This is a genomic window from Sphingobium aquiterrae, from assembly GCF_037154135.1.
Lineage (GTDB): Bacteria > Pseudomonadota > Alphaproteobacteria > Sphingomonadales > Sphingomonadaceae > Sphingobium > Sphingobium aquiterrae.
This window is the reverse complement of the sequence record NZ_JBANFL010000010.1, coordinates 61,044-80,085: the sequence shown is the minus strand read 5'-3', so window position 1 is coordinate 80,085 and position 19,042 is coordinate 61,044. Positions and strand designations below refer to the sequence as shown.

Below are 19,042 nucleotides of genomic sequence, written 5' to 3'. Positions count from 1 at the left end.
TTTATTGGGCCGGATTGACAGGCTGTGCGGTTTATTTAGTATACAGGAAAGATATTTGGGGGTTGGATTTTTCCTGATGACGCGCTCTGGACCAAAAGACGGCTTTCGTTCGCGCAACTGGTTTGCGAATCAGGAACGCGGCGACATGACAGCCATCTATCTGGAAAGGTTCATGAATTATGGCCTTACGCCCGATGAGCTGCGCTCGGGCAGGCCCATTGTCGGCATCGCGCAGACCGGTGGCGACCTGACGCCCTGCAACCGCGTTCACATCGAACTGGCAAAGCGGGTGCGGGACGGCATACGGGATGCGGGCGGCGTGCCGATGGAATTCCCGGTCCATCCGATCTTCGAGAATTGCCGCCGTCCGACCGCGGCGCTGGACCGTAACCTGGCCTATATGGGGCTGGTCGAAATCCTCTATGGCTATCCGCTCGACGCGGTGGTGCTGACGACCGGCTGCGACAAGACCACGCCATCGGCCGTCATGGCGGCGGCGACGGTCGACATTCCCGCCATCGTCCTGTCGGGCGGGCCGATGCTGGACGGCTATTTCGAAGGCGAGCGGGTCGGATCGGGCGCCGTGATCTGGAAAGGCCGCAAGCGCCTGGCGGCGGGAGAGATCGATGAGGAGGCGTTCCTCCAGATGGCCGTCGCGTCGGCCACGTCGGTCGGCCATTGCAATACGATGGGCACCGCGTCCACGATGAACGCCATCGCCGAAGCGCTGGGGATGTCCTTGCCGGGCTGCGCCGCCATCCCGGCCGCCTATCGGGAGCGCGGGCAATATGCCTATGAGACCGGACGGCGTATCGTAGACATGGCCTATGAGGAGCTGCGCCCGTCCCGCATTCTGACGCGCGAGGCGTTTCTGGACGCCATCGCCCTGACGGCGACGATTGGTGGATCGACCAATGCCCAACCCCATATCACGGCGATGGCGCGTCACGCCGGCGTGGAGATCACGGCGCAGGACTGGCGCGATCACGGCTTTGAACTGCCCCTGCTGGTCAACATGCAGCCTGCGGGCGCGTATCTGGGCGAGAGCTTCCATCGGGCAGGCGGTGTGCCCGCGGTGATGTGGGAACTGCTGCAGGCCGGCAAGCTGCACGGCGAGCGGATCACGGCCAGCGGACAAACGGTCCGGGCCAATCTGGAAGGGCGCGAAGCGACCGACCGCGGCGTGATCCGCCGCTATGGCGAGCCCCTGCTGGAAAATGCGGGCCTGTTGCCGCTCAGCGGAAACCTGTTCGACTTCGCGATCATGAAGGTGAGCGTGATCTCGCCGGCCTTCCGCGCGCGCTATCTGTCGACGCCGGGGCGGGAGGGCATGTTCGAGGCGCGCGCGATCGTGTTCGACGGTTCGGACGATTATCATCACCGGATCAACGACCCGGCGCTGAACATCGACGAGGATTGCATCTTGGTGATGCGCGGCGCGGGGCCGATCGGCTGGCCGGGATCGGCGGAGGTCGTGAATATGCAGCCGCCCGATGCCCTGCTGATGCGCGGCGTCAACAGCCTGCCGACGATGGGCGACGGGCGGCAGTCGGGCACGTCCGATAGCCCGTCGATCGTCCATTGCTCGCCGGAAAGCGCGGCGGGCGGGGGCCTCGCCTGGCTGCGCACCGGCGACATCGTCCGCATCGACCTGAATGCCGCGCGCTGCGATGCGCTTGTGCCGGAAGAGGAAATCGCCCGGCGCAAGGGGGAGGGCGCGCCCGCCACGCCGCCCAGTCACACGCCATGGGAAGAAATGTATCGCGCGCATGTGGGGTCGATCGAAACCGGCGCCTGCCTTGATTTTTCGACGCGCTATCACCAGATTTCCCGCCGCCTGCCCCGTCACAACCATTGATGGCGGCGCTGCATGCATCCCGGCCGGAAGGGTTCCTGATGGATCGCATCTGGTGTATGCAGTTCGGGCGCGCCACGGTCGGGCGGCATGGTATCGGAGCAGGAGTTGATCGAGGCGGATATGCAGCAATCAGGTGCGGTCGCGGCGGAACCGGTCGAGGACATCACCCCTTCGACGCTGCGCACGCATATCGTCAAGACGTTGCGCGCGCAGATCATGAGCGGCCGTTATCGGCCCGGCGAGCGGTTGAACGAGAGCCAGATCGCGCGCGAATTCAAGATCAGCCGCATCCCGGTGCGGGAGGCGTTGTCGCAGCTCCAGGAACAGGGGCTGGTGATGAACCACGAGCGTCGCGGCATGTTCGTCATCCAGTTGACGCCGGACGAGGTGCAGCAGATCAACAGCCTGCGCATGGTCCTGGAAACCGAGGCACTGCGCCTGGCGCGCGCGCGGATGACGCCCGAAATCCTCGCCGAACTCACCGAACTGGTCGAGCAGATGGAGGCATGGGACGGTCCGTTGATCGACGCGGCCGCGCTCGACCGGAAATTCCATGCCGTGATCTGGCGGGCGTCGGGCAATCCCTATCTGGAACGGACATTGGAAGCGCTGACGACATCGCTGTTCGCGCACAAGGCGCTGGAACATGTCAGCCAGGAAATCCGCCGCTGGCGGCTCAACCATCATCGCGCGCTGCTCGATGTGGTGGCTGGCGGTGGCGAAGATCCGCAAATGGCGCTGCTCACGCATCTGCGCATGGCCTATACCGAGCCGGAACGGTTTTCCAGCCTGGCGGTCCACAAGGCCTAAAGCGCGTTGCGTTACATCCGGCGCGGCGCGCGCGCTCTCATTCCTTGTTGTCGCATGTTTCTTGCGCAAAACCGGTTCCCGCTTCTGCGCAGGATGCTCCGGGGCCGACCGGCATCCCTTTTTCCCTTGCCGTTGCTCCGGCGCCGATGGCGGCTTCGGCGTGCGGTTTCTCATGTCTGGAGGACAGTGATCCATGAAATTGTTGCGTTACGGACCCAAAGGCGCGGAAAAGCCCGGCCTGCGCGATCAGGATGGCAAGATCCGCGACCTTTCGGGCGTCATTGCCGATATCGATCCGGAGACGCTGGGGAACGGGCTCGCGGCGCTCAGGGGTCTGGATGTCGCCGCGCTTCCCACCGTGGAGGAGGGCGTGCGCATGGCCGAGCCGGTGGCCAGGGTCGGCAAGTTCGTCTGCATCGGCCTCAACTATCGGGATCATGCCGAAGAAGCCGGCATGGCGATCCCGACCGAACCCATCCTCTTCATGAAGGTCACGTCGGCGATCATGGGGCCGAACGACGACATCTTGATGCCGCCCGCATCGCAGAAATCCGACTGGGAAGTCGAGCTGGGCGTCGTGATCGGCAAGACGGCACGCTATGTCCCCGTTGAAAGCGCAATGGATCATGTTGCCGGGCTATGCGTGGTCAACGACCTGTCGGAGCGCGAATATCAGCTCGAACGCGGCACCCAGTGGGACAAGGGCAAGGGCTGCGACACTTTCGGCCCTTTCGGTCCCTGGCTGGTGACGATGGACGAGGTGGCGGACATCGACAATCTGGGCCTTTGGCTGGAGATCGACGGGGTACGGATGCAGACGGGCAATACCGCCAATCTGATCTTCGACGTCCCCTTCATCGTCCATTATGTCTCCCAGTTCATGAGCCTGCATCCGGGCGACATCATCAGCACCGGCACGCCCCCCGGCGTCGGCATGGGCATGAAGCCGCAACGCTTCCTGAAGGAAGGCGAAGTCATCACGCTGGGCATCGACGGCCTGGGGGAACAGCGCCAGCTGGTGCGGCGCGGCATCGTGGGCGCTTGATGGCGCCAGGGCGTTGCCACATCGGGCGGAAACGCGCCGTTCCCTGTGGGCGTATTTTCCGGGGCGTTGACCGCAAGGGGTCAACCTGAACATGCTTCCAGGGGCTCCGCGGCAGTGGAGCCCCGCCCGTCAACGGCTCAATTCGAAGAGGCCGGCGGTGGTGCGGACGCCGCCGCCGGGGCCGGGGGGAATGACCGGCTGAGATAGTCGGTGATCTGCGCCAGCTCCTCATCGCTGGCCACCGCGCCACGGCCCGCCATCACGTCGATAAGTTCCTGCCAACCATGATGGTCGAGCCGCTGCCGCGCCGCGATCTCCGGCGCGTGGCAGGATGAGCAGACCCGGATCGTCAAATCATGGCCGGGGCCGGCGGGCAGGGCGGGCAGGGCCGTTGGGGTCGCCTGCCCGAAGACCGTCCTTGTTCCGGCCATCAGGACCATTGCCGCGGCCAGTGCAACGGCCGCCGACCTGGCGCGTGTTCCGTTCACATGGAACCGCGCGCGATGCCTCGCCGTTGCCATGGCCGCGCCGTCGGGCGATCCCGTTCTAGCTCTGGCACGCATAGGCATTCTCCCCGCTCGTCAAAGGCTGAACACCACCAGCGAATCGCTTTCGGCCTTCGCCCCGATCAGGCCGCCGCCGGTCGCGACGATGGCGACATATTGCTTGCCGGCCGCGCCTTCATAGGTGATCGGCGTCGCCTCGCCGGAGGCAGGCAGCGTGTAGGCCCAGATTTCCTTGCCCGTCCGCGTCTCGAACGCGCGGATGCGGTTGTCGTCGGTGGCCGCGATGAAGGTCAGCCCGCTTGCCGTCAGGATCGCGCCGCCCAGGCCCGGACGCCCGGTGTCCCGCTGCCCGGCCGGGAAGCTGTCCGTCACGCCCAGAGTAGATCGCCACGCGATCTTGCCGGTGTTCACATCGACCGCGACAAGCTGGCCCCATGGCGTCGGGCCGCAGGGAAGGTGGGTGTCGGGATTCCAGAAACGGCGTGTCCCGGCCAGCGGCCCGGAATTGACATAGGCGCCGTCCGGCCCCTTCACCAGCCGCATCGGCTGGGCCAGGTTGTTGACGTTCGCGACGAACAGCCCAAGCATGGGGTCGAACGCCCCGCCATAATAGTTCACGCCGCCCTGCGTGCCGGGCAGCGAGACCGTATAGCGATCGACCTCCAGCGGCAGGTAGATCGACCCCAGCTTCATATGATTGTCGTCGACCAGCTTTTCGCAGAAGGCCTGATGTTCGGGGACGCCCTTGTAGAGGTTGTCGCGGCGCAGCGCGGTCTGGGCCAGCGGTTCGGGTGCGACCGGAAAGGGCTGGGTGGGGGAAAGCTGTTCGCCCGGCACGGTGCTGGCGGGCACCGGGCGTTCCTCGACACCGAAGATCGGTTCGCCGGTGACGCGGTCGAGGATGAACATCAGGCTGTTCTTGTTCACCGTGACGAGCGCGGGGATGACCTTGCCGTTGCGCTTCACGTCGATCAGCGTCGGGGGGGACTGGGTATCCATGTCCCACACATCATGGTGCGTGACCTGGAAATGCCATTTATACCTGCCGGTGCGAGCGTCCACGGCGACAATCGAACTGGAGAACAAGTTGTTGCCCGGCCTGTCGGTGCCGATACGGTCGTTATTGGGGGCGCCCAGCGGCATGTAGAGGATGCCCCGCGCCGCATCGACCGTCATATAGCCCCAGACATTGACCCCGGAACGATCCTTCCAGCTGTCGCCGCCCCAGCTGTCATGGCCAAGCTCGCCGGGGCGCGGCGTGCTGTGGAACGTCCATATGAGCTTGCCCGTGCGCACGTCCCATGCGCGGGTATCGCCCGCCGGGCCGCGTCCGCCGCCGTCGCCGCCCGGCCCCTCGCCCGGGCCTGCGCCGGTGATGACCAGATCGCCGAAGATGACGGGGGGAGAGGGCAGGGTATAGGGTTTGTCCATGCCCGTGGTCATGACCTCGGGCGTCTTCAGGTCGACGATGCCGCCATTGCCGAAGCCCGCGGTCAGGGTGCCGTCCTGCGCGTTGATCGACAGCAGCTTCCCGCCGCGCGTGCCGAAAATGATCGCGGGCGAGTGATGCGTGCTCCCCGGCCAATAGGCTATGCCGCGCAGCGACGCGGCATCCTGCCCCGGAATGGTGAAGACCCACTTCTCCTTCCCCGTCGATGCATCGAGCGCGACGATCCGGCCATAGGGGGTCGAAAGATACATGGTCGAACCGATGACCAGCGGGATCGCCTCCGACTGGAGCCAGCGGCTGCTGGTCGTGCCGGCGGGCTTCATGTGATAGGTCCAGGCCGGGTGCAGCCGGCCGACATTCGCGGGGGTGATCTGGGTCAGCGGCGAGTAGCGCCCGCCGCCAAGATCCCGGCCCGCATGGGGCCAGCCGGTCTCCTTCGCCGGCGCGCCCTGCGCGGGCAGGGCCTGGACCGCCAGCAAGGCGATGCAACTTCCTGAAGCGAGCCGCTTGGTGAGCACAGGCATCTTCTTCCCCCTTGGGTTATGTTATCCTTGGCAATTCATGCGCCGCCCGCCTCCGCCCACAGGCCATCGAGCCGCGCGGCGGGCCAGCTGTTGGCGTTCCAGGTCCAGCCAAGGTCGCTGGCCTGGACCGCCCCGATCAGTTTTTCCTTCGGCGTGCCTGCCTTCACCGCGGCGCGGGCGCGATCGAGAAATGTCGCCAGCTTGCCGCGAAAGGCCAGGACGTCCGCACGGGGCATCGGCGCGTCGCCATGGCCGGGGATTGCGGCGTCGAAATCCAGCTTCAGGATTTCGTCCAGCGTCGCGATCCAGCCGGTGATATTGGCGCCGCCCGCATAATCGATCGTGGGCGTCGCGGCGACCAGCAGGTCCCCCGTCGACACGACATGCGCGGCGGGGAAGTGGATGACCGCATCGCCGCTGGTATGGCCGGGAATATAGTGATGGGCGTCCACGCGGCCGCGGGCCATCACCAGCGAGACATCCTTGCTGAACAGCAGATTGGGCGGTGCCGGCGGGGCGGCGCCATTGGCGGGAGCGGGCGCCGCCGCTATCCGGTCCGCAAGGCCGTCCGTACCGATCACCAGCGCCTTGGCATCGAGAAAGCGGGCATTGTTGCCGATATGATCGCCATGATGGTGCGTGTTGAACACGGCGATCACGGGCAAGGTGCTGACCGACCGGATGGCCGCGACCAGGGTGTCGAAATTGGCTTCGCCGCCAAGCTTGTCGTCGACCAGGACCAGTCCCCGGTCGGCAACCCATATCGTGACATTCCCGCCCGCGCCGGCGACCATGTAGATATCGGGCTTTACCTGCCGGACCTGCTGGGGGGCAACCGGCGCCGAGTTCGGGAGGGGGCCCGGCGCCGGTTGTTGTGCGCTCGCGGCACCGATGGGCAGCGTAAGCGCACAGAGAAGGGGAAGGATAGGCTTCATCATCTGTCGCCCTTTGGCGCACCGCTCCGGCTGTCCGCCAGGGTGCAGGCATATGATATACCGCCCATGGACAAACAGGCCGGCTGCCGTCGCCATCGGTCCTGGAACGATCGTGCTGCCGGGCCGTTCCGCGCGCCGGCCAACCGCGAAAGGGGCGATCGCGCCGATGATGGCTGCGAGCCTTGATTGCGATGCTGTCCCTGTCATGCATGCTCTCCCCAATGTGGTTCCTGCAAGGGGCGGATCACGTCGTGGTCCAACCCCCGTCGATTACGAAATCGGTCCCCGTGACGAAGCCTGCATCGCTTGGGACAGAGGCGCAGGCTTTCGGGCCGCGCGCTCGCCGGTCGGGTCGATGAACAGCCAGAGCACGGCGCCAAGCATCGCCACGCCCGCCATCAGGTACAGCACCTCGTTCCAGTCATTGCCGTTGCGGGCCAGGATGACGCCCGCGATCACCGGTGCCACGAAGCCGGAGAAATTGGCGAACATGTTCATCGCCGCCGCGACGGTTGCCGTGTAGTTCTTGCCGACTTCGACACAGCTGTTCCAGGAAATCGGCACGGTGAGGTCGCCGCAGAAGCTGATGGCGGCCATGATGGCGATGACCACGGCGATGTTGCTGACATGCGGCACGATCAGCAGCAGGACGGCGACGGCGCTGAAGGCCCCGATCGCCACCAGCTGGCGCGAGACGCGCAGCGGCAAGAGGCCGCTGATCAGCGAACCGAAGCCGCCGCACAGCAATGGCAGGACGGCAAGCCCTGCCGTCGCCGCCGCGCTCTGGCCATGGGCTTCCCGCAAATAGGTCGGCAGCCAGGTGACGAAGAAATACCACACATAGGACCAGCAGAAATATTGCAGCATCAGCATGATCGTCTGCGGACGCAGCAGGATGCGGACCCAGCCCTCCTGCCGCGCATGGGAGACGAGCGCGCGGGATTCCTGCAGCATCTCCAGTTCGGCGGCGTTGACCTTGGGGTGATCCGCCGGGTCCTCCCTGAACCAGCGCAGGAAGGCGATGCACCAGACGACCCCCAGCAACGCGAAGGCGACGAAGCTCCAGCGCCAGCCGAGCAGGTTGATGCCGAGCAGGGCCAGCGGCGGAGTCACGGCGCCGCCCCAGCGGGTGCAGGCCCACATCAGCGCCTGCGCCTTCACCCGCTCGCCGCGCGGCAGCCACTGGCTCAGCATCCGGGTAAGATTGGGGAAACATCCCGCTTCGCCCGCGCCGAAGAGGAAGCGCACGATCCACATGGAGGTGACGTTCCAGGCCGCGCCGGTCAGGGCGGTGAAGAAGGACCAGGCCAGAACGATCTGCGCAAGCAGGCGGCGGACGCCGATCTTGTCGCCCAGCACGCCCATCGGGATTTCGAACAGGGCGTAGGAGAGGCCGAACGCGCCGAGGATCGCGCCCAGCTGCTGCTTGTCCAGATGCAGGTCGGCAGCGATCGGCGTGGCCGCCTGGGAAATGGCGACCCGCTGGATATAGGAGAGGATCGCCAGCGACAGCGCGAAGCCGACGACCCCATAGCGCACTTTCGTCGCCTTCATGCGATGCCGCCCTTGCTCATTGCTATCCTCCAGCGGCGCCGGCTTTCCGGTCGCGCGTTTCAATCGGTGCGGCATATCGCCGGAACGTTATCTGTATACTAAAGACAGAATATGGCTTGTCAATGCTCCCGATGCGCGGCATTGATCGCTGCGTAGCGATCGATATTGCAACCATATGGCGGCGTTTCTCCATGAGGTTGCACTGTATTCAGATTGGAGTGTCAATGAGCGACAGAGAGGGGGAGCCAGCGCCGCCCGCCCGGTCAGCGGGGACGCTGAAAGGGGCGGTCGCGCTTGTCACCGGCTCCGGACGGGGGCTCGGGCACAGGATCGCGGAGACGCTGATCGGCCTGGGCGCCGATGTGGCGATCCATGACATCGACGAAAACGCCCCCGCACAGTTCGGCGAAGGGCAGAGCCTGACCGCCGTCGCAGCGGCGCTGGCGTCCGGCGGCGCGCGCACGATCGGCGTGACCGGCGACGTGACCGACGAGGCTGCGGTGAATCGCATCGTTGCCGAGGTGGAAGCGCGACTCGGTGCGATCTCCATCCTCATCAACTGCGCGGGCGGCGATATTGGCGCGCATGGCACCAAGCCGAAGCCCAATGACGCGCTGAACATCAGCCTGGGAGATGCGATGGCGGTGTTCCAGCGCAATTTCATCAGCACCATGCTGGTCTGCCGCGCCGTGGCCCCGGGCATGGGCCGCCGGAACAAGGGCGCAATCGTCAATTTCGGTTCGCTGAACGGTCATCAGGCGGTGTCGCCCGAAGTCATCTATGGCTGCGCGAAGGCGGCGATCGTGCATTATACGCGCTGCCTGGCGCTGGAGATGCGGCCGCTTGGCGTGCGCGTCAACGCGATCAGTCCCGGCCCCGCAAAGACGGCCCGTTTCCTGGCCACGCGCCCGACCGACCCCAGGATGATGCTGGAGGGGCCGTCGCTCGACCGTTACGCAACGCCGTCCGAAATCGCCGATGTGGTGGCCTTTCTCGCGTCCGATCAGAGCGGCTTCATCAGCGGCCAGGTGCTGCGGGTGGACGGCGGCATCGGCCTGTACGCAGCCTGACGGGAGAGACGATATGGCGAACAGACTGACCGGCAAGACCTGCCTCATCACCGGTGCCGCGCAGGGCATCGGCCATGCCATCGCCGAAGCCTTCCTGCGCGAGGGTGCGGCAGTGATCGCGACCGATCTGCAACATGATCGCCTCCAGGCGACCTTTGCCGGGCGCGATGTGCGGATTGCGCAGATGGACGTGACCGATAGCGACGCCGTCGCACAGGTGGCCGCGGCCCATCCGGACGTGAACGTGCTGGTGAATTGCGCCGGCTGGGTCGCCGTCGGGACCATCCTTAGCGGCGATCCGGCCGATCTGGACCGCAGCTTCAGGATCAACGTCATGGCGATGGCCAACACGATCCGCGCCTTCCTGCCGGCGATGCGCGATCGCCGCAGCGGGTCGATCGTCAACATCGCGTCCGTCGTGTCGTCGGTCATGGCCGCGCCGGATCGGTTCGCCTACGCCACCAGCAAGGCGGCGGTGGTCGGGCTGACCATGTCGGTCGCGCGCGATTTCATCGGCGAGGGGATTCGCTGCAACGCGATCAGCCCGGGCACCGTCGAAACGCCCTCGCTGGGCGAGCGGCTCCGCCAGCAGGGCGACGAAGCCGCCGCCCGTGCCGCCTTCGTGGCGCGTCAGCCCATGGGCCGCATCGGCACGCCGCAGGAGATCGCGGAGATCGCCGTGCTGCTGGCGTCCGACGAAGCCGGTTTCATGACCGGATCGAATCTGATCATCGACGGGGGCATGAGCCTCTGACGACCCTGTAATGCACTTTGGGAGAGATTGTTCATGCGCCTTTCGTCCTTCGCCATCGCCGCCACCCTGCTCGCCATTTCCATGCCGGCATCGGCCAGGGAGATTGTCGTCCAGATGAAGAACAAGGGCGCGGAGGGCGCGATGGTCTTCGAACCGTCCTTCGTGAAGGCCGCGCCGGGCGATGTCATCCGCTTCAAGCCCACGGACCCCGCGCACAATGCCGAGAGCGTGCCGAACATGCTGCCCGCGGGCGCCACGCCGCTGAAGGGCGCGATGAACGCCGAAGCCGTGCTGACCGTCACGAAACCCGGCCTTTACGGCATCAAATGCCTGCCGCATTTCGCCATGGGCATGGTCGCGCTTGTTCAGGTCGGCAAGGCCAGTCCGGCTGACATCGCAGCGACAAGGGCCGTCACCCTGCCGCCATTCGCCGCCAAGCGGATGACGGCGCTGCTGGCAAAGGTGAAATGATCCACCGCATCGGTTCCGATTCCCGGCCGGGACCGATGCGGTGCATGGCGGTGTCGACGGCGCTGCCCTGAACGGTCAGGACGGTGCTCGCGGGCACGAAAGGCCAGCCTCCCGCAAGAGGCGCTGGCTGCATCGGGTGCTGGTGGGGGCATCGGGTGCTTCAAGAACGCGCCTGGTCCTGGCCCTCTACCGCCATATGGATGCCCATGCGCACGTTCATCGCCCCACGCTGCTTGGCGAGAAGAACGTCAAGGGACGGTGCCTGGCAGGCTTTCCGAGGGGCACGAACAGTCGATTTCACCCTTTCAGATTTGCGACAACGACCGGCGCAATGCGGCCGACGATGGTGTCGATCCCCTTGTCGTTCGGGTGCATGCCGTCAGGCAGCAGCAGGTTGTGATGGCCCACCACGCCGTCGAGGAAGAAAGGATAGAGCGGGACGCCATATTTCCTGGCGAGATCGGGATAGATCGGGTTGAATATCGCGGCATAGTCCGGCCCCATATTGGGGGCCGCGAGCATGCCGGTCAGCATCGTGGGGATGTCGCGCTTCTTCAACTCGGTGAGGAGCGCGTCGAGATTGGCGCGGGTCGCCTTCGGGCTCAGCCCACGCAGCATATCGTTTGCGCCCAGTCCGACAATGACGAGGTCGGGCTTCCGGTCGAGACCGTCCAGCGTGAATGCGAGACGCTGGAGCCCTGCCGCACTGGTATCCCCTGACACGCCGGCATTGAACACCCGCGCCTTGGTGCCGCCTGCAGCCAGTCCGCGTTCGAGCGTGGGGGCGAAGCCCCGATCCTGCGCCAGATTATAGCCGGCGAACAGGCTGTCCCCGAAAACGACCACCAGCTTCGCATCGGCCGCGGGCGCCGTCGCCACGGGCGCCTCTGCCCGCGATCCATGCGATGTTACGGCTTCTTGCTTCGGCGCTTCCCTGGAACAGGCAACAACCATTTGGAGAACCAGCAACCACGCACCATATCGCAAAAACCTGCCCGCCAAGGAGTGCCCTTTCTTCATGCATGCACCAGTCGATGCCGCGACTATCGCGATCCGCGCGCGCAATGTCACCCTCTCGCTTGGAACCCGCGAGGCGCCGGTGGAGATATTGAAGGGTATCGACCTGGATATCGCGCGTGGCGAAAGCCTTGCGATCCTCGGCGCTTCCGGCTCGGGGAAATCCTCGCTGATGGCGGTGCTGTCCGGGCTGGAGCGCGCGAGCGGGGGGACTGTGACCGTTGGCGGGGTCGATTTCGGATCGCTCAACGAGGATGCGCTGGCCCGTGCCCGTCGCGGCCGTATCGGGATCGTGCTGCAATCATTCCATCTGCTCCCGACCATGACCGCGCTTGAGAATGTCGCGGTCCCGCTCGAACTGAGCGGCGATCCCGATGCCTTCGGCCGCGCTGCGGACGAGCTTGCGGCCGTCGGACTGGCGCATCGCCTGGACCATTATCCTGCCCAGCTTTCGGGCGGAGAACAGCAGCGGGTAGCCATTGCGCGCGCCGTCGCGCCGCGCCCGACCATCCTCTTTGCCGACGAACCCACCGGCAATCTGGATGCCGCGACGGGCGCCGCGGTGATCGACCTGCTTTTCGAGCGCCAGGCGGCGGCGGGCGCAACGCTTCTCATCATCACGCACGATCCCTCGCTGGCCGAGCGCTGTGGCAGGATCGTCGAGATGCGGGATGGCCGGATCATCGCCGAGCGCAGCCTGTGAGCGCTCTTGGCTGGCGCATGAGCTGGCGGATTGCGCGACGGGACCTCCATGCAGGATTTCGCGGCCTCCGCCTTCTCTTCGTCTGTCTTTTCCTGGGTGTCGCGACGCTGGCGGCGATCGGCAGCCTGACGGCGGCGATCACCGACACGCTTGCCGCGCGGGGGCAGACGCTGCTCGGCGGCGACCTGGAGGTCTCGATGACCCAGCGGGAAGCCGGCGCCGATGAAAAGCTGACGCTGCGCGCGCTCGGCACGATGAGCGAAACGATCCGGATGCGCGCGATGGCCCAGCGCGCCGGAAACACGAAAGCAGGTACGCCTGCGGCGGTACTCACCGAACTGAAAGGGGTCGACGCCGCCTATCCGCTCTATGGCACGCTCTCGCTCCGCACGGGGCGCTACACGCCGCCCTTGCCGGCCGACCGGATATTGATCGGGGCCGCGCTGGCGGAGCGGCTCGGCATCGCGCCCGGTGGCCGGATACGCTATGGCACCGCGACCTTCACCATTGCCGGCATCATCGCCGACGAACCCGACCGCGTCGGCGAGGGGTTCACGCTCGGGCCCGTCGCGCTGGTTTCGATGGAAGGCATGCGCCGTACCGGTCTGATCCAGCCGGGCAGTCTCTTCGAAAGCAAATATCGGATACGCCTGCCGGCGGGCCAGGACGCGGCGGCGCTGCGCGAACGGCTGGAAAAGCGCTTCGCCCCGACGGGCTGGGCGTTCAAGGATCGCGACCGTGCGGCACCGGGCGCCAACCGATTCTTCGAGCGCATGGGCCAGTTCCTGTCGCTCATCGGGCTCACCGCGCTCGTGATCGCGGGGATCGGCGTCGGCAACGGGGTGTCCTCCTATCTCGCGCTCAAGCGCCCCGGGATCGCGACGCTCAAGGTACTTGGTGCGGCCTCTGCGGACATCGAACGGATCTACCTGCTGCAGGTCGGTGCGATCGCCGCGCTTGGGATCGGCTGCGGCCTTGTGGCCGGTGCGCTGCTGCCACCGGCGCTCGTGGCGCTCGCCGGTGATCTGTTGCCGGTCCGTCCCGGCTTCCAGCTCCACCCCGTGCCGCTTGTCACCAGCGCGGTCTATGGGCTGCTCATCGCGTTGATCTTTTCCCTGCCGCCACTCGCCCGCGCACGTACCCAGCCCGCAGCCGCCATTTTTCGCGCATTGGTCGATCCTCGCCGCGGCATCGACCGCCGCAGCACCATCGCGATTGCGGTGGCCACGGCCGCGCTGATCGCGCTGGCGCTATTCACCGCGCGCGAGCCGCTTTTCTCGGCAGCGGTCCTGGGCGCTACGGCCGCCGTGCTGCTCTTCCTGCTGCTCCTGGGGCTTGCGATAAGCTGGCTGGCGAAGCGCATGCCGCGCCCTCGGCGCCCGCTCTGGCGGCTCGCGCTCGCCAACCTCTATCGGCCCGGCGCGCAGACGTCGGCTCTTGTCGTCGCACTTGGCCTTGCATTGACGCTTTTCGTCACGCTCGCGGGTATCCAGACCAGCCTGAATGCGGAGATCAGCCGCACCGTGCCCAAGAAGGCGCCCAGCCTGTTCGTCCTCGACATCCCATCCGCCCAGGAACAGCATTTCCGCGCGCTGGTGGCACGGCAGGCCCAGGCCCCCCGGATCAACGTCGTTCCGGCGTTGCGTGGCACCATCGTCGCCTATGCCGGCAAGCGGGTCGCCGATCTGAAGGAAATCCCCGAAGGCGCCTGGTTCCTGCGTGGCGAGCGGGGCGTGACCTACAGTGCCCGGCTGCCGGAGGGCAGCGATCTTGTCGCCGGCACATGGTGGCCCGCCGACTATCGGGGCCCGCCGCTGATTTCTCTCGATGAGAAAGCGGCGAAGACGCTCGATATCGGCATCGGCGACACGCTGACAGTCAGCGTCCTCGGCCGGGAGATCGAGGCGCGGATCGCATCGTTGCGCAAGGTCAATTGGGACACGATGGGCTTCAACTATGTGATGGTTTTCTCCCCCGGCACGCTCTCCGCGGCGCCCCACAGCCTGGCCGCGACGATCACCATGCCCGCCGGGCGCGACGAGGCGGTGACGCGCACGCTGCTCGCCGCATTTCCGGGCGTATCGGTGATCGCGGTGGGTGCATTGATCGATCAGATCGGCGGGCTGCTCAACCAGATGTCGGGCGCGATCGTCGTTGCCGCCTCGGTTTCGATCTTCGCCGGCATCGCCGTGCTGGTCGGCGCGATCGCCGCTTCGCGACAGCCGCGCAGCTATGACAGCGTGATCCTGAAGACGCTGGGTGCGACCCGTCTGCAGGTGCTCGGCACCCAGGCGCTGGAATATGGCCTGCTCGCCGCGATGCTTGCCCTGGTTTCGCTCGCGCTGGGCACGGCCGCCGCATGGTATGTGATCGTCCACGTCTTCGACTTCGGGTGGGCGCCCGATTGGCCGATCGTGCTCGGCACATTGTTTGGCGGCGCGTTGCTCACCCTGGGTATCGGGGTCGCGGGATCGATCCCGCTGATGTCCGTCCGCCCGACACGGGCGCTCCGCCAGCTTTAACGGCGGCGGCGCCCGCTCGGTTCGCGCAGCGTCATCGGGGCCAGGCGAAGGTCAGCCGGGTCTCACCCGCCATGGCGCCCGCCGCGTCGAAGCGGCGCTCCACAATCACGCCTTGTCCGTCATGGTCGATCGCCACGACCGTCCCGCAGCGCGTCCCATAGATCGGATCGCGGATGAAGATGGGCGAGACCGTGGGTTCCAGCGGAACGTCGGACGGGGCGATGGCGACGCCGCGTGGCGCATCCAGAGCCTCTTCCTGCAGGCCGTCGAGAAGCGATTCCGGCCGGGCGGCGTCGCCGGACAGCCAGTCGCCGAGGATCGCCTTCAACCGTACCGTCTTCGGCCAAGGTTCGTCGAGCGCGCCGTTGGACAACCCATGGACGCCCGGGGACAGGCGCCGGCGGAGCGGGTCGGGCCGGTTGGTCCAGAACTCGGCGACGCCGTCGCTCACGCTGACGAGGTTGAACGGATTGAAGGCCGCGAGGTCCGCGTCGGACGGATCGACATAGGGCCCCATGCCGACCAGCCTGTCCTTCAGCAGCAGGCCGCGCGACGGTGCATCGGGCCTTGGCGCGCCGAACCCCCGAAGGTTGGTGACCACCATGAAGCGGCCCTCCTCGGAGACGCCGAGCCAGGTTCCGCCTGACAGCTGGTCACGGCCACCCAGGACATGGTCCGCATCGTCCCAGCGCCCGAGCGGTTGGGCGGGACGGGCGTGCAGCTCGTCACGATTGCCCGCGACGACCAGCTGCCAGCGCGGATGGGCGCGCCAGGCGAACGCTAGGACACACATGATCGGTCGGTCATCGGCAAAGGTCGGTTCGCATGGACCATGCGACTAGCCGACCGGACCGGCGCTTGCAAAGTCGCATTGCGCGATTTCGGCCTCCAACCTGTTCGAGGTCCGCCATCGTCGCCACCGTGTGCGCCAGCATCCCGACGAAGCGACACCGCGTCTTTTTCCGATGCAATTGTGCCGTTACAACTGGGATTATGTCCGACACTGATCCGATTCCCTTGCGCACCTTGATCTGGAACATCGGAGAGCAACGGTTCGAATTGGCGGTTTATGCCGATCATGCCGTTCTTCTGACGCCCGAGGGCCAGGCCGTCGCGCTTGCGAATGCCGCATGGACCGCGCTCGCCGAAGCGATCCAGATGGTCGTTCCTCGTCCAGGCCAGGGCGGCCCGGTCAAGGCCACAAAGCCCAGGAAGCCGCAACCCTCCGCCGCGAACCAGGGGAGCCGATGGACCCTGGAAGAGGACCGCGCACTGCTACACCTCTGGCAGGAAGATCAGGCGACCATCGAAGATCTGATGCAGCGGCTCGGTCGAAACGAGGGAGGCATCACGTCCCGCCTGGTGCGATTGGATGCGTCGCCCGACCGCGAAGCCGTCCGCGCCGAAAGCAAGCGCCGGGCAGAGCTGGCGTCCGGCTAGTGGCTTCCGTCTGAAGCCGGGCGACGCCTGCTTCGCAACTCGTGCGGTTGACGGGCGCGATGGGGGCGAGTCCCGGTTTGCGATGGAAAGGATGCCCACGCTGCCCATCGCGAGACCTTGCCCAACTCCGCGATTGCATCAGCCATCTCAACGCCAGCTATTTCAACGCCGGTCGCCCGCCGCCGATTCGAACGCACCAGCAAGACGTTCGCTGAGGCTCAGCGCATCATCGCGAGAGTTGAGAACAGGCGCATGGTCGGCCCATTCATCATTGCCACAGAAGCCGAGTGACGATCCGTCTTTGTACCCGGCCATGAATGAAGTGAAGCGGCAATCTTGCATTGACAGTCATAATTGATGGCTGTTAGCATCAAAAATGTACGGAGGATAAAATTCGCGGCTGGATGATGGCGCGTTCGCGGCGCGGGCCTATGTCAGCCGGCTCGGCAAATATGTGACAAGGTCCGATCGCACGGCCAAAATGGCGTGACACATTGAACCTCAACGACGCGACCGACAGCGGTTTCGGCATCTTCTTATCGGAGCAATATACCGGTCCGGTGAAGGTCGGATCTCGCGGACCCAACAACAATGATCTGGGCATCAAGGCGCCATCGATTTGGTACGCGGACCTGACCATCAGCCAGAAGATCGCAGGCTGGAGCGGCGGCATCGAACCCTTCGTCACGATCAACAACCTGTTCGACAAGGGCCCGCCGCTGATCGCCGCCGGCGTGCGGTTCAAGTCCTGGTCGGCCGATCCACGTTTGCGGCCCAAGAAGATATCAGGGAGAGGATGGATGAAGGCGAGCCATATTCTGGCGATCACGGCTGGAATGGCGCTGGTGATGACCAGCGCGATCGACGCTGCCGGGGCCGATGGCACCGCGCCCGTGGTCGATACGGCGTCCGGGCCGGTGCGCGGCGTGGCGCAGGGGGAAGGGGGCGTGTTCAAGGGTATTCCCTTCGCCCAGTCCACCGGCGGCGATCATCGCTGGACTCCTCCCCGGCCCATCGCGCCCTGGACCCGGCCCTTCGATGCCTCCCGTTTCGGCCCGATCTGCCCGCAACCCGAAGCCGGGGCAAGCAAGGGCGCGGCGCAGAGCGAGGATTGCCTCTCGATCAATGTCGCGACGCCCGCGATCGGCAATGGCAAGATGCCGGTTCTGGTGCTGATCCATGGCGGCGCGTTTTTCGTCGGATCGGGGGCCGAACTGTTCGATGACGCGGCGAAGGTCTACAATGCGCTCGGCATCGTGGTCGTATCGCTGAACTACCGGCTCGGGCGCCTCGGCTTCTTTTCGCATCCCGACCTGCGTGCGGAGCAGGCGGGGGCGCCCACCGGCAATTACTGGCTGATGGATCAGGTTGCGGGCCTCAATTGGGTGCGCGACAATATCGTGCGTTTCGGCGGCGATCCCGCGCAGGTGACGATCATGGGCTGCTCGGCGGGGGGCTCCAGCATCAACGCGCTGGTGACAGCGCCCTCCGCGCGGGGCCTGTTTGCGCGGGCCAGCGCCCATTCGGGCGGCGGCATCAACAATGCGACCCGGCCGCAGGCACAGGCCGAGCAAGAAGGCATCGCCTTCGCCCGCCGCGCCGGGGTGACGGCCGATGGCAAGGCGGCCATTGCCGATCTGCGCAAGATCGATCCGGCGGCGGTCATGGCCGCTGATCCCGGCCCTCCCAATTTCGGCGCGGTGGTCGATGGGGTGACGCTCCCGGAGGAAATCGCGATCGCCTTCGCCAAGGGCGACATCGCGCATGTCCCCTATATTGCGGGGTCGACCAGCAATGAAGCGAGCATATTCGGCCTGATGGGTTTCGACGAGCAGGTGCTCAAGGACCGCTTCGGCATCGATATGGCTGCCGTGCGCAAAATCTACGACCCGCAGGGCAAGCTCTCCAGCGCCGAACTGCTGCGGCAGGTGCAGACCGACTTCATCTTCACCTCGGCCGCCATGGCGACGCCCGCGCTGGCAGCGCGTTGGCAGCCGTCCTGGACCTATCATTTCGCCTATGTGCCGCCCGCCGATCGGGGGAAGGTCGCGGGCGCGCCGCACTGCGCCGACTTCGGCTATACGCTGGGATCGGGCAAGATCGAAAAAACGCCCGAAAACATGCGCGTGGCAGCGATGATGCAGCATTATTGGGCCGACTTCATCAAGACAGGCAACCCCAATGGCGCCGCTCTCCCTGGCTGGCCGCAATATAAGGGAGCCAATCGCGGCCCGCTGCTGATATCCGATAAAACCGGTGTAGCACCGGGATTCCGCAAGGCGCAGATCCGGTACTGGCAAAAGCTGTGGGCCGACCGCACCGGTCAGACACCCCCTTGAGGCGCCTGGGAAAGGCATGGGCAGTGCGCAATTTTGGCGTTCGC

The 19,042-nt window shown here is 65.9% G+C and carries 16 protein-coding genes; 10 read left to right on the top strand and 6 right to left on the bottom strand.

Going from position 1 to position 19,042, the window contains the following annotated elements:
* The first annotated feature begins 76 nt into the window (after positions 1-76).
* The 3 genes from WFP78_RS12360 to WFP78_RS12350 all read left to right on the top strand — a co-directional run bounded on the left by WFP78_RS12360 (position 77) and on the right by WFP78_RS12350 (position 3,713).
* Positions 77-1,858, top strand: coding sequence for an IlvD/Edd family dehydratase (locus tag WFP78_RS12360; protein WP_336962544.1), 1,782 nt, complete (start codon positions 77-79; stop codon positions 1,856-1,858).
* 87 nt (positions 1,859-1,945) lie between these two features.
* Entirely contained in the window at positions 1,946-2,668 is a 723-nt protein-coding gene (locus WFP78_RS12355; RefSeq protein ID WP_336962542.1) for a GntR family transcriptional regulator, read from the top strand.
* Between the two features lie 193 nt (positions 2,669-2,861).
* Entirely contained in the window at positions 2,862-3,713 is an 852-nt protein-coding gene (locus WFP78_RS12350) for a fumarylacetoacetate hydrolase family protein (protein ID WP_336962541.1), read from the top strand.
* A 137-nt stretch (positions 3,714-3,850) separates the two neighbouring features.
* Here WFP78_RS12350 and WFP78_RS12345 read toward each other — a convergent pair whose 3' ends face one another.
* The 4 genes from WFP78_RS12345 to WFP78_RS12330 form a co-directional block, all read right to left on the bottom strand.
* Positions 3,851-4,234, bottom strand: coding sequence for a c-type cytochrome (locus WFP78_RS12345; protein WP_336962539.1), 384 nt, complete (start codon positions 4,232-4,234; stop codon positions 3,851-3,853).
* A 60-nt stretch (positions 4,235-4,294) separates the two neighbouring features.
* Positions 4,295-6,193 (bottom strand): outer membrane protein assembly factor BamB family protein, encoded by a 1,899-nt coding sequence (locus tag WFP78_RS12340; protein WP_336962537.1) that lies wholly within the window; start codon positions 6,191-6,193, stop codon positions 4,295-4,297.
* Positions 6,194-6,228: 35 nt separating this feature from the next.
* Entirely contained in the window at positions 6,229-7,131 is a 903-nt protein-coding gene (locus tag WFP78_RS12335) for an MBL fold metallo-hydrolase (RefSeq protein ID WP_336962534.1), read from the bottom strand.
* Positions 7,132-7,398: 267 nt separating this feature from the next.
* A complete protein-coding gene (locus tag WFP78_RS12330) occupies positions 7,399-8,682 on the bottom strand; it encodes an MFS transporter (RefSeq protein ID WP_336962531.1) in 1,284 nt (427 codons plus the stop codon).
* Positions 8,683-8,906: 224 nt separating this feature from the next.
* On the opposite strand from WFP78_RS12330, the gene WFP78_RS12325 reads away from it, so the two are divergent.
* From WFP78_RS12325 to WFP78_RS12315, 3 genes are read left to right on the top strand one after another with little or no spacing between them, the layout of a single operon-like run.
* Complete coding sequence (locus WFP78_RS12325) at positions 8,907-9,752, top strand: SDR family NAD(P)-dependent oxidoreductase (protein ID WP_336962527.1); 846 nt, start codon at positions 8,907-8,909, stop codon at positions 9,750-9,752.
* Between the two features lie 13 nt (positions 9,753-9,765).
* On the top strand, positions 9,766-10,506 hold the full coding sequence (locus WFP78_RS12320) for an SDR family oxidoreductase (RefSeq protein WP_336962524.1): 741 nt from the start codon (positions 9,766-9,768) through the stop codon (positions 10,504-10,506).
* A 33-nt stretch (positions 10,507-10,539) separates the two neighbouring features.
* Positions 10,540-10,977, top strand: coding sequence for a pseudoazurin (locus WFP78_RS12315; protein ID WP_336962522.1), 438 nt, complete (start codon positions 10,540-10,542; stop codon positions 10,975-10,977).
* Positions 10,978-11,274: 297 nt separating this feature from the next.
* On the opposite strand, the gene WFP78_RS12310 is transcribed toward WFP78_RS12315, so the two are convergent.
* On the bottom strand, positions 11,275-11,997 hold the full coding sequence (locus tag WFP78_RS12310) for an arylesterase (protein WP_336962520.1): 723 nt from the start codon (positions 11,995-11,997) through the stop codon (positions 11,275-11,277).
* On the opposite strand from WFP78_RS12310, the gene WFP78_RS12305 reads away from it, so the two are divergent.
* Positions 11,996-12,697, top strand: coding sequence for an ABC transporter ATP-binding protein (locus WFP78_RS12305; RefSeq protein ID WP_336962517.1), 702 nt, complete (start codon positions 11,996-11,998; stop codon positions 12,695-12,697). The two genes, WFP78_RS12310 and WFP78_RS12305, sit on opposite strands and share 2 nt — an antisense overlap.
* The gene (locus WFP78_RS12300) at positions 12,694-15,219 is read left to right on the top strand and encodes an ABC transporter permease (protein ID WP_336962514.1); all 2,526 of its coding nucleotides are present in this window, start codon (positions 12,694-12,696) and stop codon (positions 15,217-15,219) included. The genes WFP78_RS12305 and WFP78_RS12300 overlap by 4 nt, the downstream gene beginning before the upstream one ends.
* Before the next feature lie 31 nt (positions 15,220-15,250).
* Here the strand turns inward: WFP78_RS12300 and WFP78_RS12295 are convergent, their stop codons facing one another.
* Complete coding sequence (locus WFP78_RS12295; protein ID WP_336962511.1) at positions 15,251-16,012, bottom strand: NRDE family protein; 762 nt, start codon at positions 16,010-16,012, stop codon at positions 15,251-15,253.
* 200 nt (positions 16,013-16,212) lie between these two features.
* Between WFP78_RS12295 and WFP78_RS12290 the strand changes: the two genes are divergently transcribed.
* Positions 16,213-16,659, top strand: a complete 447-nt coding sequence (locus tag WFP78_RS12290) for a hypothetical protein (protein ID WP_336962508.1) — start codon at positions 16,213-16,215, stop codon at positions 16,657-16,659.
* A gap of 494 nt (positions 16,660-17,153) precedes the next feature.
* Positions 17,154-18,998 carry a carboxylesterase family protein gene (locus WFP78_RS12285; protein ID WP_336962505.1) on the top strand — a complete coding sequence of 615 codons (1,845 nt, stop codon included), beginning with the start codon at positions 17,154-17,156 and terminating at the stop codon, positions 18,996-18,998.
* Positions 18,999-19,042: the final 44 nt, after the last annotated feature.